Raw genomic sequence first — 23,665 nt, forward strand, 5'->3', positions numbered from 1 at the left:
TAGTAGTTGATGTGGTTGGACCACATGGCCTAGAGTGTGGTTAGACCACATCGAGCCTCGAACCTGACTCCCCTGTCACCGCCCAACGGAGGACGCCATGACCCACACCATCCAGCCCAACAACCCCGAAACCACCCCGGCTCCGGATGCCACGGATATCCCGGCCACGCCTGCGGCTCGCGCCGCCCCGGCCACCGCTTCCGCTGTTCCCGCTGCCCTGAAGCGGCGCATTCCCAAGTACTCGGACCTGGCCCCGTTGATGCAGTTCAAAAAGCCCGAGTTCAGCAAGGAAGCCCGGCTCAAGCGCGCCAGCACCATTTGGGAGTTGCGCGACATCGCCAAGCGCCGCACCCCGCAGGCACCTTTCGACTACACGGACGGTGCCGCCGAAGAGGAAATCACCCTTCGCCGCGCCCGCCAGGCCTTCCTGGACATCGAGTTCCGTCCCGGTATCCTCCGGAATGTTTCCGCCATCGACCTAAGCACCGAGATCCTGGGGAAGCCGTCCCGGCTCCCCGTCGGTATCGCTCCCACCGGCTTCACCCGCATGATGCAGTCCGAAGGCGAGTACGCCGGGTCCCAGGCAGCCGAGGCCGCCGGCATCCCCTACACCCTCTCCACCATGGGCACCGCTTCCATCGAAGACGTCGCCGCCGCCGCCCCCAACGGCCGCAACTGGTTCCAGTTGTATTTGTGGACGGACCGCGACCGCTCCCTGGAGCTGATCGAACGTGCCGCCAAGGCCGGCAACGACACCCTGATGGTCACGGTGGACACTGCAGTGGCCGGCGCCCGCCTCCGCGACGTGCGCAACGGCATGACCATCCCGCCGGCACTGACCGTGAAGACCGTGCTGGATGCTTCATACCGCCCCGCCTGGTGGTTCAACTTCCTCACCCATGAGCCGCTGACCTTCGCCTCGCTCTCCCGCTATACCGGCACGGTGGCGGACCTGATCAACTCAATGTTCGATCCCACCCTCACTTTCGAGGACCTCGACTGGCTGCGGGAAACCTGGAAGGGCAAGCTCGTGGTCAAGGGCATCCAGACCGTAGAGGACGCCCGCCGTGTTGTGGACCACGGCGCGGACGGTGTGGTCCTGTCCAACCACGGCGGCCGCCAGCTGGACCGGGCACCCATCCCGTTCCACCTGCTCCCCGAGGTTAAGCAGGCGTTCACCGCGGACAACACCAACGCGGCGATCATGCTCGATACCGGCATCATGAGCGGCGCGGATATCGTGGCGGCCCTGGCCTTGGGAGCAGATTTCACGCTCATTGGACGCGCCTATCTGTACGGGCTGATGGCCGGCGGCCGCGCAGGCGTGGACCGCACGCTGCAGATCCTGGAGAAGGACATGGCCCGCACCATGGCGCTGCTGGGCGTCAGCAAGATCTCGGAGCTCACCCCGGACCACGTGCGCCTGCTGAACAAGTAGGTCCCCTCGACCAAGTAGCGCCACGTGCGGTTCTGATCGCCCAGAACGGCACGTGGTGCTGCTCACTTGCTGAGGCGGCTACTTCTTGCGGCCGAACTTGGGCAGGTTCGGAAGGTTCGCCAGCAGGTCTGCGGCCTTGGTGGCAGCGCGGCCCACGGTCCGGCCGATCTGCTGGGGCACACTGTCGTCACTGAGCGGCGCAGCCGTTCCACCGGGGATGACGACGGCGGGGCTCAGGTCGGCGCCGTCGGGCGTCAGGACGCCGGCGGAGACAGCGTCCGCTGCCACGGCATCCGCTGCCCTGTGGTCCTTCGCCTGCGCGAACCGGGCCGGGGCTTCCCCCGTTGCTCCTGGGGACAATGCGGAAGCTTCTTCCCGAAAGAGGGCGCCTGCGCCTGCGCCGGGGGCGGCAGGTGACTTTGATGCCGCGGCGGCCGAGCCGACGTCGAACGTTTCCAGCCAGCTGGCGATCCCTTCCAGCGGCTCGCGGTTCAACGCGTAGTAGCGCTTCTGGCCTTGCGCCCTCATGCTGACCAGCTGCGCTTCACGCAGGACTTTAAGGTGCTTGGAAATGGTGGGCTGGCTCGCCGCCAGTTCCTCCACGAGTTCACCCACGGCCTTGTCTCCGGAACGAAGGGAGGCCAGGATGTCCCGCCGGGTCGATTCCGCTATGACGGCAAATACGTCGTCTGTCACCATGCCTCCCACCCTAGCGACATATACGTCGAAAGGCATCAACTATTTCGCCGGTCAGCGCCATTGGGAAGAGCCACTTGGAAGGGGTGGATTTAGTCGAACCAGGGGTCGAGTCCGTGCAGTGGAAAAACCGCCTTGCGGGTGGCCATTACGGTGCGGTCAACGGCGTCGTTGGGATCGAATCCCACTTCCCAGGACCGCCACCAGAGCTCCACGTCATCGCCCATCAGGCCAGGTGCCGCGGCACCGAACTTCTCCTCAACGTAGGTGCGCCAGTCCTCCGGGACAGCAGTCCGCAGCGGCACCGGCCGGCCCGCAGCGATGGCAATCAGGTGGCTCCACGACCGCGGCACCACCCGCAGCACGTTGTACCCGCCGCCGCCGGTAGCAATCCAGCGGTTGCCGCAGTAGCGGGCGGCAAGGTTTCCGACGGCGGTGGCTGCTTCCCGTTGCCCGTCCACACTGAGGTTGAGGTGCGTGAGGGGATCCGTCCGGTGCGAGTCACAGCCATGCTGGCTGACGATCACCTCGGGGTGGAAGGCTGCCACAAGCTGGGGCACCACCGCGTGGAAGGCCCGCAGCCAGCCGGCGTCGCCTGTGCCTGAAGGCAGGGCGATGTTGACCGCCGTTCCCTCCGCTGCGGGACCGCCGATCTCGTTGGCGAACCCGGTGCCGGGGAAAAGGGTGAGGCCGCTTTCGTGCAGGGATATCGTGAGCACCCGCGGGTCGTCCCAGAAGATGCTTTCCGTTCCGTCCCCGTGGTGGGCGTCAACGTCAAGGTATGCCACCTTGCTGATCCCGCCGTCGAGCAGCTTCTGCACGGCCAGTGCGGCGTCGTTGTAGATGCAGAACCCGCTGGCCCGGTCCCGCGAGGCGTGGTGCATGCCGCCGCCGAAGTTGACCGCGTGCAGGGCCGAGCCGTCCAGGATCTTCGATGCGGCGAGCAGGGAGCCGCCGGCCAGCCTGGCCGCGGCCTCGTGCATCCCCGCGAACGCAGGATCATCCTCGGTGCCGAGGCCGCGCGATTCGTCGGTTGCGTAAGGGTCGTCGCTGACCCTGCGGACCGCTGCCACGAATTCGGCTGAGTGCACGGACTCGAGTTCCGCGTCGGTGGCCACAGATGGAGCCTCCACGGAGACATGCGCGAGGTCGAACAACCCCAAACTGCTGGCCAGGCGTGCCGTCAGGTCCATCCGCTCAGGCGCCATCGGGTGCCCCGGACCGAAATTGTAGGCGGTCATGTCAGCACCCCACGCCACCGTCGTCGGCGGCGCGGGCTGGCTGAGACCGGGCAGATATGTCATCAATCACAGGCTACCCGAGCCTGCAGCCCTTCCCGCCCGGCCATTACGCGGGCATAAGTGGTTTACTACTGAGGGAAGCAGATTCGACCGAGGAAAAGCCACACATGACGCAAAGCCAGGCGAGGCCCCGGAACCCGGCCAGCTGGCATCCCGCCGCGCAGGACCGGGAAGGCCTTTGGATCTTCACCCGGCTGCGCGACTTCATTGACGATATTGCCAACACTTCGCCGGCCCGGCTCGCCCTCAGCGCGTTCGCCGCCGTCTGCCTGGTGTTCACGTTCCTGCTCTCCTTGCCCATCTCGTCCGCCACCGGCACGGCCACCCCGCTGCACCAGGCGATGTTCACCGCCGTTTCCGCTGTGTGCGTGACGGGCCTGACGGTGGTGTCGACGGCGGTCCATTGGTCCTTCTTCGGCCAGCTGGTGATCCTGATCGGCATCTTCATCGGAGGCCTCGGCACCCTGACCCTGGCGTCGCTGCTGGCGCTGATGGTGAGCAAGCGGCTTGGGGTGCGCGGCAAGATTATTGCGGCCGAATCCATGAATAACGCAGGCCGGCTGGGCGAAGTGGGTACCCTGCTGCGGATCGTGATCACCACCTCCATGGTTATCGAAGGCACCCTTGCGCTGGCACTGGTCCCCCGGTTCCTGACGTTGGGCGAGCCCTTCTGGCAGTCCGTCTGGCACGGCATCTTCTATGCCATCTCGTCCTTTAACAACGCCGGTTTCACGCCGCACTCGGACGGCATCGTGCCGTATGAGACCGACCTGTGGATCCTGGTTCCCCTGATGCTGGGGGTGTTCCTGGGCAGCCTCGGATTTCCCGTGGTGATGGTCCTGCAACAGAACGGCCTGAACTGGAAAAAGTGGAACCTGCACACCAAGCTCACCATCCAGGTGTCCTTCATCCTGCTGGCGGCGGGCATGTTCCTGTGGGCGTTGATGGAGTGGGACAACGCCCGCACCATCGGTTCCATGGACCTGGGTGACAAGATCACCCATGCGTTGTTCGCTTCGGTGATGACCCGGTCCGGCGGCTTCAACCTGGTGGACCAGAACCAGATGGAATCCACCACCATGCTGCTGACGGATGCACTGATGTTCGCCGGCGGCGGGTCCGCATCCACCGCCGGCGGCATCAAGGTGACCACCATCGCCGTGATGTTCCTGGCCATTATTGCCGAAGCACGCGGTGACGCCGACGTGAAGGTCTACGGCAGGACTATCCCGCAGGGCAGCATGCGAGTCGCCATCTCGGTGATCGTGGCCGGCGCCACCCTGGTGTCCGTGTCCGCGTTCCTGCTGCTGCACATCAGTGGCGCTTCCCTGGACCGGGTGCTGTTCGAAACCATTTCCGCGTTTGCCACCGTCGGCCTGAGCACCAACCTCAGTGCGGAGGTGGCGCCGTCGGGCGTGTATGTCCTCACGGCGCTGATGTTCGCAGGCCGTGTGGGCACCGTGACCCTTGCCGCCGCCCTGGCCCTGCGCCAGCGCAGCCAGTTGTACCACTACCCCGAAGAGAGGCCCATCATTGGCTAGTTCCCCAGACGCTCCCCGGCGGCCCGCCCACAATGCGCCCGTGCTGGTCATCGGGCTGGGCCGCTTCGGTTCCTCGACCGCCGAGCAGCTGGTCAAGCAGGGCCGGGAAGTGCTCGCCATCGAGCGTGACCGCAGCCTGGTGCAGAAGTTCGCGCCCCTGCTGACGCATGTGGTGGAGGCCGATGCGACCAATATCGATGCCCTTCGCCAACTCGGGGCGCAGGAGTTCAGCTCTGCAGTGGTGGGTGTTGGCACGTCCATCGAATCCTCGGTGCTGATCACCGTCAACCTTGTGGATCTCGGCATCGAGCACCTGTGGGTCAAGGCCATTACGCCCTCGCACGGCAAAATCCTCACCCGCATCGGCGCCAACCACGTGATCTACCCGGAGGCCGACGCCGGAGTCCGGGCCGCCCACCTCGTTTCCGGGCGCATGCTGGACTTCATCGAGTTCGACGACGATTTCGCCATCGTAAAGATGTACCCGCCGCGCGAAACGGTGGGGTTCACCCTGGATGAGTCCAAGGTCCGGTCCAAATACGGTGTGACGATCGTGGGCGTGAAGTCGCCGGGCGAGGACTTCACGTATGCGCGGCCGGAAACCAAAGTGTCCTCCCGGGACATGCTGATCGTGTCAGGGCACGTGGACCTGCTGGAACGCTTCGCCGCCCGGCCGTGATTTGCGGGGTTAGCCGAGCTGCTTGGTGATTTCTGCTGCCCGGTCCGCTGCTGCGCGTGCGCCTGCGGCGATGATGGACGGGATGCCCCGTTCGTCGAAGGTTGCGATGGCCCGCTCGGTGGTGCCGTTCGGGCTGGTCACGGCCTTCCGCAGAGCGGCCGGGTCTGCCCCAGGCTCGGCGAGCATGAATCCGGCGCCAGCCACGGTTTCCCGGGCCAGGAGCAGGGACAGTTCCGCGTCCAGGCCGAGCTCCTGTCCTGCGGCTGCCATCGCCTCGGCCAGGTAGAAGGCGTAGGCCGGTCCTGAGCCGCTGATGGCCGAAAGGGCATCCACCTGCTCCTCGGGCACCTCAACAACGGTTCCGGCGCCTTGCAGGATGTCCTTCACCTTCTGGACCTGTTCCGGCGTGCAGTTGGTGCCCGGCGAGACCGAAACAACCCCGCGCCCCAGCTTCGCGGGAGTGTTGGGCATGGTGCGGATCACCGGCTGGCCGGGAGGGAGGGCAGCCTCCAGCTGGGCGATCGAAACGGCCGCGGCCACGCTCACCACGACGGTGTCCGGCGCCAGTGCCGGGCTGATCTCCCGCGCCAGTGCGGCAACGCCTACGGGTTTCACACCCAGAATCACGACGGCGGACCCCTTGCTGGCCTGCTTGTTGTTGTCCGGCTCTTCCTCACCGGCGATCGCGGTGATGCCGTGGTAGCGCTCGGCCAGTTCCGCGGCACGCTCTGCGCGCCGGACGGTGGCTACAACGTCAGCCGGGTCCGTCCCGGCTTCCAGCAGGCCGCCAAGGATGGCCTCGTTCATGGACCCACAGCCAAGGAATGCGATTCGGTTGCTCATGGCTCCATCATTGCAGTTTGATCCCGCAGGCGCAGATTCTTTACTGCGGCAGATTCTTTACTGCGAAGGGAGGGGAAACCAGATTCACAGGTGGCTCACATGTAGGGTGCAGCTTCCTCACAAGTGGCGTCCCTACAGTAGTTAGTACCTCATTGAGGGTGCGAGTGATGCGGCAGGCATGGGGATGCCTGCCAGGGCACCGGCGTACGCAACAGGTTTTCCCCCATTTTCCTGTCGCGGCCGCCGGTGCTTCCGCTTTTAAGCCGAGGTTTCGGCGCGCGGCGCGCTCAGACGGCGGCCTGCACCACCGCGGGCGCAACGTGCGGGGCCAACTCCAGGGGCCCGGAGAACACCAGCTGGTCGAGCCGGCGCAGGATCAGGCCTTCGCGCAACGCCCAGGGACAGATCTTGATCTTCTTGAACTTGAACAGCTCCAGTGCCGCCTCCGCCACCAGGGCCCCGGCAAGCAACTGGTGCGCCCGCGCCTCGGAAACCCCGGGCAGGTGCAGACGGTCCTCAACTTTCATCGCAGAGATACGCTGCGCCCACACGCCAAGATCGGAACCGTTCAGCTCCCGCTTGACGTACGGACCGGCCGCGCTCGGTGCAGCCCCGGCGATGCGGGCCAGGGACCGGAAGGTCTTGGAGGTTCCCGCGACGACGTTTGCCCGCCCCAGCCCGTCAAATTCCCGCACCGCGGGTTTGAGCGTGGCCTGGATGTAGCGCCGCAGCTCCTTGACGCTTTTTGCCGACGGCGGGTCTTCGGCAAGCCAGTCCCGGGTGAGGCGGCTGGCTCCCAGCGGTACGGAGGTGGCTACTTCCGGCAGCTCATCCTGGCCAAACGCCATTTCAAAGGAGCCGCCGCCGATGTCCAGGTTGAGGATGGGTCCGGCGCCCCAGCCATGCCAGCGGCGTACGGCGAAGAAGGTCATGGACGCTTCTTCACTGCCCGTCAGCTCCTGCAGCGTGACGGTGGTTTCGTGCTTGACGCGGGCCAGGACGTCGGGGCCGTTCGTGGCCTCCCGGATGGCGGAGGTACAGAACGCCAGGAGGTCCTCGGCCTTGTGCCGGGCGGCGAATTCCCACGCTTCCAGGACGAATTCAGTGAGTTCGTGCTGGCCGGCGTCGCTGATGCTGCCGTCCGGCTCCAGGTACTGGACCAGGGAGAGCGGACGCTTGTGTGACGCGAAGGGCACTGGCCGCGCGCCGGGGTGGGCATCCACCAGCAGAAGATGGACAGTGTTGGACCCGATATCGAGGACGCCTAGCCGCATGGTGCCATTATTCCCCGTCGGCGCGCTTGAAGTCGCGTTTGATGTTGGCCACGCCTTCGGGGTTGATCTCAAAGCCGTAGGCCGCGCCCGGGTTGATGACCATTCCCAACTCGTCTCCGATGTTGGCGATGATGGCTGCACCCTGGGTTCCGAGAACGTTGGGCGCCGCATCCAAGTACTGCTGGTCCACCCGGCTGGGGTGGGAGAAGACCGCGAGGACGGGATCGCCGTCGGCGTTGGCGAGGACCAGCGGCTCCACCTGGGAATCGGCGCCTTCGATGGAGTCCGAGCTGACGATGTAGACCTCGCTGTTCAGGAAGGACAGGATGACGTCCACGGGACTGGCATCAGGCTGTCCGCCCTTGGCGAGCTTCTCCTCAAGGTCATTAAGCGGAGCGGGATCGGCAATTCCGGGTTGTTCAGTCATGTGACAACTCGACCACGTTGGGCCCTCCACCGCAATTCGGCCATGCTTGCTGCGGACCGAAGCTACTTTTTCGCAGCCGCCTTCTTCTTGGGCGGAGCCTTGCGGGCGGCAGTGCGCTTGACCGGTCCCTTGGCACGCTTCTCGGCGAGGAGCTCAACAGCCTGCTCACGCGTCAGTTCCTCCAGCGAGGTGGCGCGGGGGACCGTAATGTTGGTGATTCCATCAGTGATGTAGGGCCCGAAACGGCCTTCCTTCACCACGATGTTCTTCTCCGACACCGGGTCCGGGCCAAACTCGGCCAACGGCGGCACCGCGGCACGGGCGCCGCGCTGCTTCGGCTGCGAGTAGATCTCCAGCGCCTGTTCCATCGTGATGGTGAAGATCTCCTCCTCCGACCCGATGGAACGGGAGTCGGTACCCTTCTTCAAGTACGGACCAAACCGGCCGTTCTGGACGGTAATGAGGTTGCCTTCGGCGTCCTCCCCCAGAACGCGGGGCAGGCTCATCAGCGCAAGTGCCTCATCCAGGGTCACCGACTCAACGGTCATGGACTTGAACAGCGAGCCCGTGCGCGGCTTGGCCTTGACCGGCTTCTTGGGCGGCTTCGGCTTGCCGTTCTTGTAGTACTCCACCGGCTGGGCGGCGATCTGTTCCTCTGTCATCTCGGGAATGATCTCGGTGACGTAGGCGCCGTAGCGGCCGTTCTTGGCCACGATGGTGTGGCCGGTGTGCGGGTCGGTCCCCAGCACCCGCTCCTCGGGAGCCGCCGTCTCCATCAGTTCAATAGCTTTCGCCGCGGTCAGTTCATCCGGGGCGAGGTCCTCGGGCACATTGGCCCGCGCCGATTCCACGATTTCCCCGGTCTTCGGGTCGACCGTGGCGGCGGAGCTTTCAAGGTAGGGACCGAATTTGCCTACCCGGAGCGTGATTTCGTCCGTGATGGGGATGGAGTTGATTTCCCGCGCGTCGATTTCGCCGAGGTTGTTAACGATGCTCAGCAGGCCCGGATCGGAGTCCTCGCCAAAGTAGAAGTGCCGGAGCCAGGAGGCGCCCGCGGCCTGGCCATTGGCGATCTTATCCAGGTCGCCTTCCATGTCAGCGGTGAATTCGTAGTCCACGTAGTCGCTGAAGTGCTGTTCCAGCAGCCGGATCACGGAGAAGGCAATCCAGCTGGGAACCAGCGCGGAGCCTTGTTTCCGGACGTAGCCGCGGTCCTGGATGGTGGAGATGGTGGAGGCGTACGTGGACGGGCGGCCGATGCCCTTCTTCTCCAGCTCTGCTGTCAGCGAGGCTTCCGTGTAGCGCGGCGGCGGGGACGTTTCGTGGCCGATGGCGATGATGTCGGCTGCGGTGAGTGGGTCGCCCTTGGCAACGTTCGGCAGGCGGCGGGCTTCGTCGGACTCGTCGTCGCCGCGGGTCTCGTCCTTGCCTTCCTCGTAGGCTGCCAGGAAACCGGGGAACGTGATCACTGTGCCGGAGGCGGAGAACTCGGCGTCACGGCCGTCGGAAGCCACGGCACCCAGCCGGATGGTGGCGGTCGAACCCTTGGCATCAGCCATCTGCGAGGCGACCGTGCGCTTCCAGATCAGTTCATAGAGGCGGAACTCGTCGCCGGAAAGCTGCTTGGCCACCTGCGCCGGAGTGCGGAAGGAGTCACCGGCGGGACGGATGGCCTCGTGGGCTTCCTGTGCGTTGGCTGCCTTGCCGGTATACACGCGGGGGGACTGCGGGATGTACTCGGGGCCGTACAGCTCGGAGGCCTGGCGGCGGGCGGCCGTGACGGCTTCGTCGCTCAGCGCCGAGGAGTCCGTACGCATATAGGTGATGTAGCCGTTTTCGTACAGCCGTTGGGCCACCTGCATGGTGCTCTTGGACGAGAACCTCAGCTTCCGGCCCGCTTCCTGTTGCAGGGTGGAGGTGGTGAAGGGGGCTGCCGGACGGCGGGTATACGGCTTGGTGTCAACGGAGCGGACGCGGAACTCGGCGTTCTGCAGCCCGGCTGCCAGGGACGTTGCCAGCTCCTCGTTGAGGTGCGCCACGTTTTTTGAGGTGAGGACGCCGTCGTCGTTGAAGTCCCGGCCGCTGGCCACTTTGGCACCGTCAACAGCGGCGAGCTTGGCTTTGAAGGAGCCGGCGTCGGCGCCGAACTGGCCCGTGAGGTCCCAGTAGGAGGCAGCCTTGAAGGCCATACGTTCGCGTTCGCGGTCCACCACCATGCGCGTTACCACTGACTGCACGCGGCCGGCGGACAGGCCGCGTGCCACCTTGCGCCACAGCACCGGGGAGATTTCGTAGCCGTACAGGCGGTCCAGGACGCGGCGGGTCTCCTGGGCGTCCACCAGCGCCGTGTCCACATCGCGCAGGTTGCCCATGGCGCGCTGGATGGCTTCCTTGGTGATTTCGCCGAACGTCATCCGGTACACCGGGACCTTGGGCTTGAGCACTTCGAGCAGGTGCCACGCGATGGCTTCGCCCTCGCGGTCCCCATCGGTTGCGAGGTAAAGTTCGTCGGCGTCCTTGAGCGCAGCCTTGAGCTCGGTCACCTTTTTCTTTTTGTCCGGGGACACCACGTAATAAGGCTTGAAGTCGTGCTCAATATCGACGGCGAACTTGCCCACAGAGGTTTTCTTCAGCTCGGCGGGGAGTTCGGACGGCTGCGGCAGGTCGCGGATGTGACCGATGGAGGCCTCGACGATGAAGCCCTCGCCCAAGTACTTGGCGATGGTCTTGCTCTTGGCCGGAGACTCCACAATCACGAGTTTCTTGCCGGTTTTGGCCTTGCTTGGCACGGTGCTCCTACAGAAAAAGGTTGCTCGGGCAGATGCGCCCATACTGGCCTAGTTCACCATATTTTGCAGAAATGTGCGCATCCATGTGGAAAAGAGGGGGATGGGCGGGACTCCCTCCCGCTCCCCCTGCCTTTCCTTAATCAGTGGCTGGAATCAGGAAGCCGTCGCGGACCAGGTTGGCTGCGTCGGCGAGCAAACCGGCCCGGAATCCGCTGGCGTCGAACGCTTCATCGCCACCCGGGCCGCCGCCCAGGCCCCCTCCCAGCAGCGCCTCCAGCGCACCGGCGATCTGGCCGGCAGTCAGGTCCCCGTCGCAGGCAGAAACAAACCCGGCCAGTTCGGTGCTGAGCAGGTTGGTCCGTCGCAGGCCGGCGCCCTGGCGGAGCAGGATCACACCCGGATGCTCGGCGCCCGGCCGCTGGTGGCGCTCCTCAGTCACGTCGTCCGCCACCAGCAGGTGCGCGTCCTCGATATTGTTGGCCGCCAGCCAGTCCTGCCGCTCCAGGGCAGCACCCAGGTGCGGGCCAATGGGCTGCTCGATGGGATAGGTGATTTCCTCAAACCGGTTAAAGTTGGCTGGCCCCGGCGTGAGGGGCCGTCGCAGCAGCACCATGCCGAATCCGATTCCCGCCACGTTCCTTGACGCAAAGTCGGCAAGATATGCCTCGTAGGCGTCCCGGTAATGGTCCCGGTCCCGGGCCTCGGAGGCGTCCCGCAGCCACGTTTCCGCATACTGCTCCGGGCTGACCTGTTCGCGCTGGATGAACCAGGCATCCACGCCGGGACCAACCCACGCCTGGGGGCGCTCCTGCCAGGCGGCGCCGTGGGCCACCTCCCAGTTGCCCAGCATCTGAGCCGTTCCACCCGGAGCCAGGACTGCCGGGAGTTCCGCCACCAGGGCCGCCACTATCCCGTCGCCGGGCAGGCCGCCGTCGCGGTAGGTGAACTGTTCGGAGGCGTCCTCCCCGACGCTGCGCGGGGTGATGACGAAGGGTGGGTTGGAGACCACGAGGCCGAACTCCTCGCCGGCCACCGGTTCCAGCAGCGAACCAAGGCGCAGGCTCACCCGTTGCTCCAGCCGGTCCGGGTCCACGTGCAGGGCCTGCGCGTTCAGCAGGATATTGAAGCGGGCAAAGGCGAGCGCGCGCTCGGAGATATCAGTGGCGGTGACGTGCTCGCAGTGGTGCAGCAGGTGGAAGGCCTGGATGCCGCAGCCCGTTCCCAGGTCCAGTGCGCGTGCGGTGTGGCGGCGGTAGGTGGTCTGCACCAGGGTGGTGGAGGCCTGGCCGATGCCCAGCACGTGGTCGTGCCGGAGCACCCCTTCCTGCTGGTGCGCGGCGAGGTCGCTGGCCACCCAGAGTTCCGCCCCGCCGCTGCCGTCCTCATTAACATCCCAGCCGTAGGGCCGCAGGTCGGCTTTGGCGGCCAGCAGCGAGGTGCCCGGACCGGGCTCCACCAGTCCCAGCGCCAGCAGGCCTTCGGCCCCGATGCCCGGCAGGGCGGCGTCGAGCGTTTCCTTCGGCTGCGGCTCAGCGAGGAGCCACAGACGGACGACGGCGGCAAGCGCCTTCGCGCCGTCATCCCGCCGCACTGCGTGCTCGGCAGCGAGGAGCGCGGGGATGACCTGGTCCCGGTTCAGCGCCGTGTAGGCCGATTCACCCAGAAGGCTGGCCACACCGTCGAGTGTGTACTGCACGGCCCTCAGATCCGCGGCGAGCGCGGCGAGCAGGTCCGGAAGGTCGCTGCGGGGCGCGTCGGGGGTGTTACCGGCGGTGAACTCGTATGGGGATTCAGGCACCGCTCAAGTTTAGTGCGGCAGCCCGGGGTCGGAGGGAGGTGGCACCTTGACGCCGGCCCGACGCGGTAGCGTGGGGGTATGCCAACAACGCTCTCCGTCCTTCCGCGCGCCCGGAAGCAGCCCTCCACCCTGCGGCGTTCGCCGCTTGGAGCTTTGGTGCTCGCAAGCTTGGCGGCCGTCACCTTGGCGGGGTGCTCGCCGGTGGTGTCGATCGAGAACGCGGACGTGCCGGCGTGGCGGGCCACCGCCCTGCCAACGGCCCCGGGGGCCGTGCTGGAGGACGCCGGGAAAATCCTCAACCGGAACCGGATCGTGCAGGAGGCCGCCAACGTGGGCGCCGGCCGCTACACCTTGACGGCGACGTGCGAGGGTGGGGGCAAAGCCTTCTTCGCGGTGTCACTGGACGGGGAAGACGTGGTGGATGCCGGGGCCGCCTGCAACGGAAGCAACGAGATCACCAGGATCGCGCTGCCGCATTCAGGAAAACTGGAAATCAGCACCTCCAGTGTGGACGCTCCGCTCATCTACGCCTACCAACTGACGCCGGCCGAATAGCACTGGCCCGCGGGGGCGAGCGGGCTTAAAGTCGGATCATGCCCAGTGTGCGGAAATCCTCCGCGCCCAGTCCCCTGCCGACAGCCCAGCCGCCGCTGGCGCGAAACCCTGCGGCCGTCGCCGTCCTGGCCCTGGTGTCTGCCGCGGGGCTGGCGCTGGGCGGCTGTGAATACACCTACGACGACGGCCGGTGGGCTGATCCCTCTAATGCCGAAGAAACAGTGGCCCCGGCTCCGGCATTCACCCGTGATCCGCTCCAGCGCGAGCCGGTCAGCCAGGCCGAACTGGAATCGTGGGTGGCCCGCAGCCTGCCGGACACCGGCGATCCCGTAGTCCATGCGGCGGCCGGGCTGCTGGCCGCGGGCGAGGTGCGCAGCGAGACGAGTCCCGTGGTTGGCACCGGCACCTACGCTTTGGAACTGACGTGCCGGAGCCAGCGGCGGGTGGACTTCACGGTCCGGAGCGACACGCTGACCCTGGTGGACCTGGGCCTGCGGTGCGGCATCAACCGGGAGAACGTCATCTACCTCTCGGCCGAAACTGCGCTCACCATCATCGTTGAGTCCAGGACAGGGGCCAATTACGCCTACCGTCTCCGGCGCCTGTGATGGCTGTTCCCGGTGCCGCGCCCATCAGGCAGGACTTAAGCGGCGCACCCTTCAGGACACCGCAGGGTCTCCGGGCTGGAAGCGCATTCGGCGCAGTACAGGGTGAGGGTTCGGCAGCTCGGGTTGGAGCAGTTCTCGAATTTGCTGGTGGGGGCCGAGCACCGGACGCATTGCCCGATGGTTTTGGCGTCCTCGCTGAATTCGAGGTGCATGCGTTTGTCGAACACGTACAGCGAGCCTTCCCAGAGGCCCTGGTCCTTGAAGGTTTCGCCGTAGCGGACGATTCCGCCGTCCAGCTGGTACACCTCTTTGAAGCCGCGGTTGACCATCAAACTCGAGAGCACTTCACAGCGGATACCGCCCGTGCAGTAGGTGACTACCGGCTTGTCCTTGAGTTCGTCATATTTTCCGGACTCAAGTTCCTTGATGAAGTCGTGGGTGGTGGCGACGTCGGGGACGATGGCGTCCTTGAACCGGCCGATCTGTGCTTCGAAGGCGTTTCGTCCGTCGAAGAACACCACGTCTTCCCCGCCTTGTTTCCTGGCTTCCACGAGTTCGTGGAGTTCTTCGGGCTTGAGGTGCTTGCCTCCGCCCACCACCCCGTTCGCGTCCACCCTGAGTTCGCCGGGGGCGCCGAAGGAGACGATCTCGTCGCGCACCTTGACGCTGAGCCGCGGGAAGTCCTCCGCCCCGCCGTCGGACCATTTGACGTCGATGCCGTGGAATCCCTTGTACTCACGCGTGGTCTTGACGTATTGCTTCACGTCGGCGATCGGGCCGCCCACGGTTGCGTTGATGCCGTCTTTGGAGATCAGGATGCGGCCGGTCAATCCCAGCTTTTCGCAGAGGGCACGCTGCCACAGCCGTACGGCGTCGGGATCAGCGATCGGGGTAAAGCCGTAAAAGAGGACGATTCGGTTCAAAGCCACGTATTTAAGGGTACCGGCTTGGGTTCCTGCGGCCCGCCCCGTTTCCGCCGGGGCCGGGCAGGTGGCCGCGCCGCATCACAATTGCGTAAGCACAGCACTTCCGGCCTGCCAACCCCTGTTGCTTGTGAACGCCGTGGAATAGTCTCATCGCATGAGCCCGGACACCATGGTTAACGACATCACTGGCCTTCTTGAAGTGTGGGTGGCCGGTTGGGCAGGCTGTCGCGGATACCGGACGTCGTCCGAAGGCCGCTTTCCCGCGGTGTTCCGGTCTGACACCAGCGGTGAATGGGAATTTTTCGCTTCCGAGCCCACCGACGCCGAGTTTGCCGTTCTCGCAGCGAAGACGGCGGAAGCCCCGGCCCGGGGCCTTACCATCCTGACCAACGACCCCGCCCGCTATTCGGATCTTGCCCTGCAACACGGCCTGAACGTGAATTCCGACTCCCAGGCCATGATGATCGTGGACATGGAGACCCAGGATGCCGAAGATCCGTGGCTTTCGGATGACGATCTTTCCCTGGCGACGTCTGAACAGGACGGCGTGCACTATGCGGAAGTGATCTCAGGTGACACCGTGGCTGCCAGCGGACGCGTATTTGTGGTGGGCGATACCGCCGTTTTCGACAAGATCATCACCAATTCGGCCTTCCAGCGGCGGGGCCTTGGCAGTTTTATTATGCGGGCCCTGGCGGCGCAGGCGTTTGAGCACGATGTCCAGACCGGGCTGCTGCTGGCATCCCTTGACGGCCAGAAGCTTTATTCGCACCTGGGCTGGACCACTGTTTCCCGGGTCCTGATGCTGTCCGCATCGCACGACGGGTCCGACTTGTCCCTGAGCTAGGTGCCGGCAGTATCCACGGTTCCCCGGTTTCGTCCGTTTCCTTCAGTTTCCCTCTTGCGTTGTTTCCCCGAGGGCGAATCCGGCGTGCCAAGGTCCTGCCGGGTGAAACAATGTTGGGGTGAACCCCCATGACTCCCTGATTCCGTTGCTGGGCCGCGGCCCGGACCCGGAGCAGCTGCGTCATGTCCGCACCATCCCTGCCCGCGAGGCGGTGCACGAGCCGTGGCCGTCATGGGTGCACCCGGACCTCGTTGCAGCGTACGGTTCCCTCGGCGTCGAGCGGCCCTACCGCCACCAGGTGGAGGCTGCCGATATCGCCCACAGCGGCGGACACGTGGTGTTGGCCACGGGCACCGCCTCGGGAAAGTCGCTCGCCTACCAGCTGCCGGCGCTGGATGCCATCCACCGTTCCGAGCTGCGGGTCCTTGCCGACCCCGGAAAGATCCACGACGACGGCGCGGTCACCCTTTACCTGTCCCCCACCAAGGCCCTCGCGGCCGACCAGCTGAACGCCATTCGGGCGCTGCAGCTGCCCACGGTCCGGGCGGAAACCTACGACGGCGACACCGACCCCGCGTCCCGGCGCTGGATCCGGGACCACGCAAACTTCATCCTGGCCAACCCGGACATGCTTCACTTCGGGATCCTCCCCAACCACGCTTGGTGGGCGGGGTTCTTCCGCCGCCTTCGCTATGTGATCGTGGACGAGGCGCACAGTTACCGGGGCGTTTTCGGCTCGCACGTGGCCAACCTGATGCGCCGGCTGCGCCGGATCTGTGCGTACTACGGAGCCGGTTCCTCGTTCCCTGAACCGGTGTTCATTGCCGCTTCAGCCACTGCCTCCGACCCCGATGTCTCCTTCGCCCGGCTCATCGGGGCACCGGTCAAGGCAGTGTCGGAGGATGGTTCGCCCCATGGTGCCACCACGGTGGCGTTCTGGGAACCTGCCCTGACCGAACTCAAGGGCGAGAACGGTGCCAAGGAACGGCGCACGGCGGTGGCTGAGACGTCGGACCTCCTGGCCAACCTGGTGTCCGCACACGTCCGCACCATTGCCTTCATCAAGTCCCGGCGTGGAGCGGAAACCATCTCCTCCATCACCAAGCGCCTCCTGGACGAGGTGGACCCCAGCCTGCCGCAGCGGGTGGCGGCCTACCGTTCCGGGTATCTTCCCGAGGAACGCCGGGCCGTGGAGAAGGCCCTGCGTTCGGGCAGGCTGCTGGGTGTTTCGAGCACCTCCGCCCTGGAGCTGGGCATCGACATCTCCGGGCTGGACGCTGTGCTGGTAGCCGGTTGGCCGGGCACCAGGGCCTCACTGTTCCAGCAGATCGGGCGGGCCGGCAGGGCAGGACAGGACGCCATCGCGGCGTTCGTCGCCAGTGACGACCCGCTGGACACGTTCCTGGTGAACCATCCGGAGGCCATCTTCGACGTGTCCGTGGAAGCCACTGTTTTCGACCCCGCCAATCCGTACGTCCTGGGACCCCACCTGTGCGCCGCTGCTGCGGAACTGCCACTGGGACCGGCTGAGCTGGACCTGTTCGGGAGCACGGCAGAGGCCCTTCTCGACCGGCTGGTGGCCCAGGGCTATCTCCGGCGCCGCCCTGCCGGATGGTTCTGGACCCATTCCCAGAGCGCAGCCGCCATGGTGAACCTTCGTGCCGACGGCGGCGGCCCGGTCAGTATTGTTGATGCTGAAACCGGTTCCCTGCTGGGGACGATGGACTCACCCCAGACCCACTACCAGGCACACACTGGCGCCGTGTACATCCACCAAGGTGACAGCTACGTGGTGGAGGACCTCAACGAAGACGATCACTGCGTGGTGGTCCGCCGCGCCAATCCCGACTACTACACCACGGCACGGGATGTCACCCAGATCGAGGTGCTGGAAACACAGCGCACCGCCCGGTGGGGGGACGTCTCCCTGCACTTCGGCGACGTAAAGGTCACCACCCAGGTGGTTTCCTTCCAGCGCAAGGCCCTGATCTCCAACGAGATCCTCGGCGAGGAACCCCTCGACCTCGGAGCCCGGGAATTGTTCACCAAGGCTGTGTGGTTTGAGGTGGACAACCGGTCCCTCGCTGCCGCCGGCCTGATCGAAGCCCAGTTCCCTGGCGCCCTGCACGCGGCGGAGCACGCAGCAATCGGCCTGCTCCCGTTGGTCGCTTCCAGTGACCGGTGGGACATCGGGGGCGTTTCGACTGCTCTGCATGCCGACACCGGGGTGCCCACCATTTTTGTGTATGACGGGCACCCTGGCGGCGCTGGTTTTGCCGAGCGCGGATTCGACAAAGCGAAGGTGTGGCTGGCGGCGACGCGCGATGCCATCAAGGCCTGTGAATGCGACTCCGGCTGTCCGTCCTGCGTGCAGTCGCCCAAGTGCGGGAACAAGAACAACCCTTTGGACAAGGCCGCGGCTGTCACCTTGCTCGAGGTCCTGCTCAAGGATGCCACCGAGGCCAGCGCCGAGAGCCTCGAGGCCCGGCGCTGACGCGCGGATCTCCGCCCTACTCAGGGTGGAGGTCCGGCACGGGCGTGGCCGCTGGCCGCCCCCATCGTAGTCCGCTCCCTCAGTTCCGTCCGGACCTCCACCGTCTGCCCCTCACCCTCGAAGCAGCTGGTAACCGTGGCGGCGTGCCGGGCCGCGACCTCCGCAGCCACGCTGCACGGTTCCCCGTCAGCGACCCCCCGCAGGGCGTCCGCGGCGGCAAGTGCAGCAAGATCTGCAGCTGCCGCTGCCCGGCTGGCAAAAACAGCCGACTGCGCCAGGAGCAGCAACAGTGCCAGGGCCATCATCACCACCAAGGCAAGGCCCGCCGCCAGGACGGTTCCCGAACCGCGCTCCGGGCCATCCTGGCCATGCTTCGCCCGCACGGTGACTTTCATGTGGCCGGGCTCCTTCCTGCTGTTGTGGTTTGCCTGTGCCGGGTTGTTGGAAGGGATAGCAGTTCCGGGCGCCGCTGTACCGGTTTCGCTGCAGCAGGCGGCCCGATCATTCGGCGCCCGTTATGGCCGCAACCGGTAATGGAACAGCCGGGCTCGCGGCAACTGTTCGCTGCGGGTTGAGGCGCGTGCCGTGAGCGTCCATGGAAGCGACGACCCCAGCGGTCCCCCTACCCGGTCCGTGACAGTGACACTGAGCCATTCGCCGTCTGCTGCTACGGCCGCGGACGCCGACGCCCCCGAAAGGGTCCGTACGATTCTTTCCACGGCAGTGGAATCGTCGCCGCGGGCCAGCGCACGGGCACCCGCCCGGGCTCCCTCCTCCAGCCGCAACTGCGTGACACCGGCCGCGGCGCCCGACAGAAGCATGGCCAGGAGCAGCAGGACGGCAGGCAGTGCCACGGCAAACTCTGCGGTAATGGCGCCATGGTCTGCCGCTTGCCGAAGCTGCAATCCGTCCGGCGCTCTGGTCATGGCAACGCCAGCGCCGTGCGGATCAGGTTCAGCAGGAAGCCGCGCACTTCCTCGCTGCGCAGGATAAAGACCAGCAGCCCGGCAAAGCCGACGGCGGCCAACGTGGCGATGGCGTATTCAGCTGTCGCCATGCCTGCTTCTGATCCGAAAAGACTTCTGATCGCGGTGCGGCGGGGTACGGCGGCGCCCGGGTAAAGCTCCACCACATTGGCGGGCAGCGAGGCAGCGCCAGCCGGGGCTGCATACGCGGACTGAGCCTGCCTGGCGCCGTGTTTGGTGTTTGCGTGCCCTGTTGCACGTGCTGCGGTTCCGGCAGGATAGCGGCGGTCCTGGTTGATGGACATGCGATGGTTCCTTTCTGTACACCGGCGGGATTGCCGGCTGGTTTGACTCTTCCGGGCCTTGCCAGGAGCGGTAAGGCCACCGGTGGTGTAAGTGGAAAACTGGATCGATTCGGCTGCTGTGGAGGGAAAGAGCAGGGTTACTGGCCGGACGGCACCAGGGCCAGCAAAACGGGAACAACCCCGAGGCAGATAAAGGCCGGCAGCGAACACAGGCCCAGCGGGACCACGAGCTTGACGCCGAGGGACGCCGCCCGCTTTTCGGCAGCACGAAACCGCTCCCTGCGCAGCCTTCCGGCCTGGGCATAGAGAATGGCCGATGAGGGCGCTCCTGTGAGCGCCGCAAACCCCAGGGCGTCCCGTAACTCCAGGATCGCGGGCAACCTGACGGCAGAGCTCCGCCACGCAGTGTCCCAGTCGGCACCGATGGCCAGCGCGGAAACGACAGGGCGGAGAGATTCGCGGTACTGGGCTGACGCCGAAGCAGAGACGAGATCAAGCGAGCGGCCAATTCCGGACCCCGAGTCCAGCATTGCGGCGACGAGTTCAAGCATCATGGCGGTGTCGTGCAGACCGTCGTGGCGGTCACTGGTGCGGGGTCGCCGGGCTGTGGCCCGGTGATTGTCCGCTGAATCAGGCTGTTGAGCCGTGGACAGGCCGGTCAGGCGCTTCCGGGAGCGGCTCTTTCCTGTGAAAAGAAGACAGGCGGCGGTGACCAATATGGCCAAGAGCGCAGAGGCCTGCAGCAGCGGTCCGGTCATGGCACTCCCGCACCTGCCGCAGCAGCCACCAGCCGGGAGGACCAGGCCCGGCCCGCTAGGGTGAGCGCAATGCCCGCACCGAGCGACGCCAATCCCAGCGGTGTACCCAGCAGAATGGCCAGCGGATCCACGCCAAGGGCCATGCCTAGGCCCAGTCCCATCAGGGGAAGCCACGTCAGCAGCCTGACCGTTGCTTTGGGTCCTGCCAATGCCGTCTGCCGGGCAGCATCGGCATCGTCCTCCACTTCCAACTGCGCCGCGAACCTGGTCAGGACATCAGCCAAGGGACAGCCGCTTGCCTCTGCGATATCGAAGCAGGCAGCCAGCTGCGACCAGATCCTGCGCTCACGGTCCGCCCGGGGAAACGCCGCGGGCAAGGAGCACCTGATGGCCTCTGAGACCGGAGCCCCGGTCCCCGCAGCCGCGCGCGCGGCAGTCAGCATGGCGATTGAACCTCGGGCGGGTCCCCTGGCCTGCTGCCATGCGGCTGGATCATCCGGCCTGGTCTTGCCGTCAACGGCGTAAACAAGCCACAGTTCGTCCCACAGCCGGCCGGGCGTCCGCCCACCTTTCAGCAGTGCGGCCAATTGCTGCACCACCAGGGTCATGGGTACCGCCGGAGCGGAATGTGGGGCCTTCCCGGCTCCATGTCCGGCCCTCGGGAACAGGGATCCGGCCCACGGGACCACACGAGCCGGCGGACTGCCGGTCGAAGGGGCAACCGCGCCCGTTGCACGACGGAACCTTGCCGCTGCACCCTGCGGCGGGCGAAGGATCATCAGTGCAGCCAGGACCAACGCGGCTGCCAGGAAAACGGTCACAGGCCTTGCCCCTGATCAAGACCCAGCCGGCCGGCCAGGGCGTGCCAGGCCGGGCCATAAACCACCGCGTCTCCAGCCACTTCCAGGGCGGATTGAACGCGAAGCGCGCCGGCGACGTCCTCGATGACGCCGATTGCGGCCACTTCCCTGCCGCGGCCGGTCCTCCCAACGTGAATGACCACGTCAAGGGCGCTGGCAGCCTGGAGCCGGACGCCGTCAGGGCTCAGCCCCGCGAGGGCGCCCAGCGCTGTGAGCCGGGCAGGGACCGCGCCTGCGGTATTGGCGTGGATGGTTCCGCCTCCACCGCTGTGGCCGGTGTTCATCGCGGTCAACAGTTCCCGGACCTCGGCGCCGCGGCACTCACCGACCACCAGCCGGTCGGGCCTCATGCGCAAGGCCTGCCGGACGAGCTCACCCAGCCCCACCTCCCCGCCGCCTTCAAGGTTCCCGTGCCGGGATTCGAGCGAGACTACATGCGGATGGACCGGGTTCAGTTCGGACGCATCCTCAATGAGGACCAGCCGTTCCCGTGGAGCACACAGCCCCAGCAGGGTGGACAACAGGGTGGTCTTGCCGGAGCCTGTGGCACCGCTGATCAGGAAGCTCAGCCGACGCTCCACCACCCGCTCCAGTACGTCCTTGACGAGGGGGCTGAACATGCCCGCCGCCTGCAACTCGTCCATGCTGAAGACGCGTTCGCGGCGAATCCTGACACTGAGGAGTGTTCCCGCCGTGGAAACCGGCGGGAGCACCGCATGGACGCGGTACCCGCCTGCCAGCCGAACATCCACACAGGGCGAGCCGTCATCCAGGCGCCGGCCTCCTGCAGCAACCAACCTGCACGCAAGCGCCCGCAGCTGGGCTTCATCATGAAAAGCCGCCGCGACCTGCTCGATGCCCCTGCCGCGGTCCACCCACACGGAATCCGGAGCGTTCACGAAAATGTCTGTGACTGATGGATCCCGGGTGAGCGATTGGAGGGGTCCCAGTCCGTTGAGCTCAGCACTGATTCTTTCCACAGCGGCGAGCGAGCCCGCTGTGCCCAGCAGTTTGCCGGTGGCCTGTACGGCGGCCGCCACCCGCGAAGGGGTGACCAACCCGGCTTCCGCCATCATGGATTCACGGACCGATTCCAGCAGCCCCGCGTCAACAGCCTGGCGTTCCGCCTGGCGCCAGTCCCGGGGCCGGCTTTCCAGGCGTTGGCCTTCGAGGACTCGGGCCCTGCGCCGAAGGCCGTCGACCGCTCCCGATTCGCGCGCGGACTGCTTCATCCAAACTCCCCGGCCGGCAACTCGTCGCCGAGTGAATCCAGTACGGAGGCGGCAAAGCGCCGGATGCTGCGCCGCTTGCCGAGCTCCAGGAGCCGGCCGGACTCCATGGCCGCAGGGACACCGCGGAGCTCTGGGACCCGGCCCTGCACGGGCAACCCGATGGCCTCTGAAATGATTGGGCCGTCCAACGCCGCCCCTGCCCGGCCGCGAACCAGGAGCCCGGCTTCAACGGGCGGGAACTCGTGGAGCAGCCGCACGGCGGCCACGGCCGCCTTCAACTGCGCGGGAACCACCATCATGATCCGGTCACAGTCCCAGGCATAGGACTGAAGCGGCCCCGCTCCCCTGCCGATATCCAGCACCACCAGCTCATAGCCCCTGCGCGCGGCGTCCAGTACCCCGGTGGTGGTAGGTGCTGCCACCGGAACGGGCTGTTCCCGGCTGGCAGGCCAGGACAGGAACGAGAATCCGCCAGCCACCGGCAGCGAGTCAGAAAGCTGGCTCGAATCGATGCTTCCCCGCGCCTCAGCAAGGTCAGGCCACCGCAGGCCGGGACTTTCCTCGGCGGCAATGGCGAGCTCCAGACCACCGCCCCATGGGTCACCGTCAACGAGCAGTACCCGGGCCCCCATTCCGGCCGCCGCCTGGGCTATCCAGACCGCAGCCGTGGAGGCTCCTGCCCCGCCGCACCCGCCGGTCACGCCAAGGATGATCCCGCCGGGGCCGGGCGAGCGGGAGCGGCTGAGATGGTCCGCCAGCCACGCCGCGGCATCAGGGAGCACAGCCACCCGCTCAGCGCCAAGCGCCGCCGCCAGATGCCACAGGCTGTCGCCTTCACCGTCCAACCCGACGAGGACGGCGGGCGCCCGCCGGCGGGGCGGCAGCTCCCGGATGTCGCTTCCCACCAGCACCGCGGCCGAGCCGTCCCAGTACCTGGCCCCTTCCAGGGCATCGGCAACAACCCGAAGAGTGGCGCCGGCAGCCGCCACGATGCGCTCCACCTCCGCCCGCACAACAGCGGACGAAGTTACCAGCAGCACCTCTTCTCCGGTATCGGGGAGCCAGGCATCGGCCGGCCCTCCCGGCCCAGCCGCAAAACCCGGAGGCGCGGGCAGCAGCCCGTCATCCGGGCTTCGGTATGAACGCCCGGCGAGGCGAGGGCCAGGGTAGGAGGGGGTCAACTGATGCCTGCTCATGGAGCCACTGTCCGCTCCTGGCCGGGCAAGGATAAGACGGCCCCGGTCCTATGTGCACAAACCCCGGCCTCGGCAACCCTGTGGAGGACAAGACCTTCGGCACAACAACACCCTGGAAAGACAAGGCAGAATT

Annotated in this window: 22 protein-coding genes; 7 read left to right on the forward strand and 15 right to left on the reverse strand. The window is 66.3% G+C overall.

Features of this window, described 5'->3' with window-relative positions:
• Positions 1–97: 97 nt before the first annotated feature.
• A complete protein-coding gene (locus tag AC5RVY_RS03335; RefSeq protein ID WP_493953269.1) occupies positions 98–1,438 on the forward strand; it encodes an alpha-hydroxy acid oxidase in 1,341 nt (446 codons plus the stop codon).
• Between the two features lie 78 nt (positions 1,439–1,516).
• Here the strand turns inward: AC5RVY_RS03335 and AC5RVY_RS03340 are convergent, their stop codons facing one another.
• Positions 1,517–2,137: an ArsR/SmtB family transcription factor gene (locus AC5RVY_RS03340; protein ID WP_493953270.1), complete on the reverse strand. Its 621-nt coding sequence runs from the start codon at positions 2,135–2,137 to the stop codon at positions 1,517–1,519.
• A gap of 89 nt (positions 2,138–2,226) precedes the next feature.
• Positions 2,227–3,438 carry an acetoin utilization protein AcuC gene (locus AC5RVY_RS03345; protein WP_493953271.1) on the reverse strand — a complete coding sequence of 404 codons (1,212 nt, stop codon included), beginning with the start codon at positions 3,436–3,438 and terminating at the stop codon, positions 2,227–2,229.
• Positions 3,439–3,542: 104 nt separating this feature from the next.
• On the opposite strand from AC5RVY_RS03345, the gene AC5RVY_RS03350 reads away from it, so the two are divergent.
• Positions 3,543–4,976: a TrkH family potassium uptake protein gene (locus AC5RVY_RS03350; RefSeq protein ID WP_493953272.1), complete on the forward strand. Its 1,434-nt coding sequence runs from the start codon at positions 3,543–3,545 to the stop codon at positions 4,974–4,976.
• A 40-nt stretch (positions 4,977–5,016) separates the two neighbouring features.
• Positions 5,017–5,655: a potassium channel family protein gene (locus AC5RVY_RS03355; RefSeq protein WP_170850877.1), complete on the forward strand. Its 639-nt coding sequence runs from the start codon at positions 5,017–5,019 to the stop codon at positions 5,653–5,655.
• A gap of 9 nt (positions 5,656–5,664) precedes the next feature.
• Here AC5RVY_RS03355 and proC read toward each other — a convergent pair whose 3' ends face one another.
• The 5 genes from proC to AC5RVY_RS03380 form a co-directional block, all read right to left on the reverse strand.
• Positions 5,665–6,498 carry a pyrroline-5-carboxylate reductase gene (proC, locus tag AC5RVY_RS03360; RefSeq protein WP_493953273.1) on the reverse strand — a complete coding sequence of 278 codons (834 nt, stop codon included), beginning with the start codon at positions 6,496–6,498 and terminating at the stop codon, positions 5,665–5,667.
• Positions 6,499–6,785: 287 nt separating this feature from the next.
• The gene (locus AC5RVY_RS03365) at positions 6,786–7,772 is read right to left on the reverse strand and encodes a Ppx/GppA phosphatase family protein (protein WP_493953274.1); all 987 of its coding nucleotides are present in this window, start codon (positions 7,770–7,772) and stop codon (positions 6,786–6,788) included.
• Positions 7,773–7,779: 7 nt separating this feature from the next.
• A complete protein-coding gene (locus AC5RVY_RS03370) occupies positions 7,780–8,199 on the reverse strand; it encodes an SseB family protein (RefSeq protein WP_493953275.1) in 420 nt (139 codons plus the stop codon).
• Between the two features lie 62 nt (positions 8,200–8,261).
• Positions 8,262–10,988: a type I DNA topoisomerase gene (gene topA, locus AC5RVY_RS03375; protein WP_493953276.1), complete on the reverse strand. Its 2,727-nt coding sequence runs from the start codon at positions 10,986–10,988 to the stop codon at positions 8,262–8,264.
• Between the two features lie 136 nt (positions 10,989–11,124).
• Complete coding sequence (locus tag AC5RVY_RS03380) at positions 11,125–12,786, reverse strand: DUF7059 domain-containing protein (RefSeq protein WP_493953277.1); 1,662 nt, start codon at positions 12,784–12,786, stop codon at positions 11,125–11,127.
• 78 nt (positions 12,787–12,864) lie between these two features.
• Here AC5RVY_RS03380 and AC5RVY_RS03385 point away from each other — a divergent pair, with 78 nt between their 5' ends.
• On the forward strand, positions 12,865–13,341 hold the full coding sequence (locus tag AC5RVY_RS03385) for a DUF6023 family protein (RefSeq protein ID WP_493953278.1): 477 nt from the start codon (positions 12,865–12,867) through the stop codon (positions 13,339–13,341).
• Between the two features lie 38 nt (positions 13,342–13,379).
• On the forward strand, positions 13,380–13,949 hold the full coding sequence (locus AC5RVY_RS03390) for a DUF6023 family protein (protein WP_493953279.1): 570 nt from the start codon (positions 13,380–13,382) through the stop codon (positions 13,947–13,949).
• A 35-nt stretch (positions 13,950–13,984) separates the two neighbouring features.
• Here the strand turns inward: AC5RVY_RS03390 and trhO are convergent, their stop codons facing one another.
• On the reverse strand, positions 13,985–14,878 hold the full coding sequence (gene trhO / locus AC5RVY_RS03395) for an oxygen-dependent tRNA uridine(34) hydroxylase TrhO (protein WP_493953280.1): 894 nt from the start codon (positions 14,876–14,878) through the stop codon (positions 13,985–13,987).
• 151 nt (positions 14,879–15,029) lie between these two features.
• Here trhO and AC5RVY_RS03400 point away from each other — a divergent pair, with 151 nt between their 5' ends.
• Both AC5RVY_RS03400 and AC5RVY_RS03405 read left to right on the forward strand, forming a co-directional pair.
• Entirely contained in the window at positions 15,030–15,722 is a 693-nt protein-coding gene (locus AC5RVY_RS03400) for a GNAT family N-acetyltransferase (RefSeq protein ID WP_493953281.1), read from the forward strand.
• Positions 15,723–15,840: 118 nt separating this feature from the next.
• Positions 15,841–18,216, forward strand: coding sequence for a DEAD/DEAH box helicase (locus tag AC5RVY_RS03405; protein ID WP_493953282.1), 2,376 nt, complete (start codon positions 15,841–15,843; stop codon positions 18,214–18,216).
• 20 nt (positions 18,217–18,236) lie between these two features.
• Here the strand turns inward: AC5RVY_RS03405 and AC5RVY_RS03410 are convergent, their stop codons facing one another.
• The 7 genes from AC5RVY_RS03410 to ssd form a co-directional block, all read right to left on the reverse strand.
• Positions 18,237–18,611 (reverse strand): Rv3654c family TadE-like protein, encoded by a 375-nt coding sequence (locus AC5RVY_RS03410; RefSeq protein WP_493953283.1) that lies wholly within the window; start codon positions 18,609–18,611, stop codon positions 18,237–18,239.
• Positions 18,612–18,731: 120 nt separating this feature from the next.
• Entirely contained in the window at positions 18,732–19,142 is a 411-nt protein-coding gene (locus tag AC5RVY_RS03415; RefSeq protein WP_493953284.1) for a TadE family type IV pilus minor pilin, read from the reverse strand.
• Positions 19,139–19,486, reverse strand: a complete 348-nt coding sequence (locus AC5RVY_RS03420; RefSeq protein ID WP_493953285.1) for a DUF4244 domain-containing protein — start codon at positions 19,484–19,486, stop codon at positions 19,139–19,141. Before AC5RVY_RS03420 ends, AC5RVY_RS03415 begins: the two co-directional genes overlap by 4 nt.
• Before the next feature lie 137 nt (positions 19,487–19,623).
• The gene (locus tag AC5RVY_RS03425) at positions 19,624–20,244 is read right to left on the reverse strand and encodes a type II secretion system F family protein (RefSeq protein WP_493953286.1); all 621 of its coding nucleotides are present in this window, start codon (positions 20,242–20,244) and stop codon (positions 19,624–19,626) included.
• On the reverse strand, positions 20,241–21,065 hold the full coding sequence (locus tag AC5RVY_RS03430; RefSeq protein ID WP_493953287.1) for a type II secretion system F family protein: 825 nt from the start codon (positions 21,063–21,065) through the stop codon (positions 20,241–20,243). Before AC5RVY_RS03430 ends, AC5RVY_RS03425 begins: the two co-directional genes overlap by 4 nt.
• Positions 21,062–22,336: a TadA family conjugal transfer-associated ATPase gene (locus AC5RVY_RS03435; RefSeq protein ID WP_493953288.1), complete on the reverse strand. Its 1,275-nt coding sequence runs from the start codon at positions 22,334–22,336 to the stop codon at positions 21,062–21,064. The genes AC5RVY_RS03430 and AC5RVY_RS03435 overlap by 4 nt, the downstream gene beginning before the upstream one ends.
• Complete coding sequence (gene ssd, locus AC5RVY_RS03440; protein WP_493953289.1) at positions 22,333–23,532, reverse strand: septum site-determining protein Ssd; 1,200 nt, start codon at positions 23,530–23,532, stop codon at positions 22,333–22,335. The genes AC5RVY_RS03435 and ssd overlap by 4 nt, the downstream gene beginning before the upstream one ends.
• Between the last annotated feature and the right edge of the window lie 133 nt (positions 23,533–23,665).

This window comes from Arthrobacter sp. Ha26 (assembly GCF_059091705.1).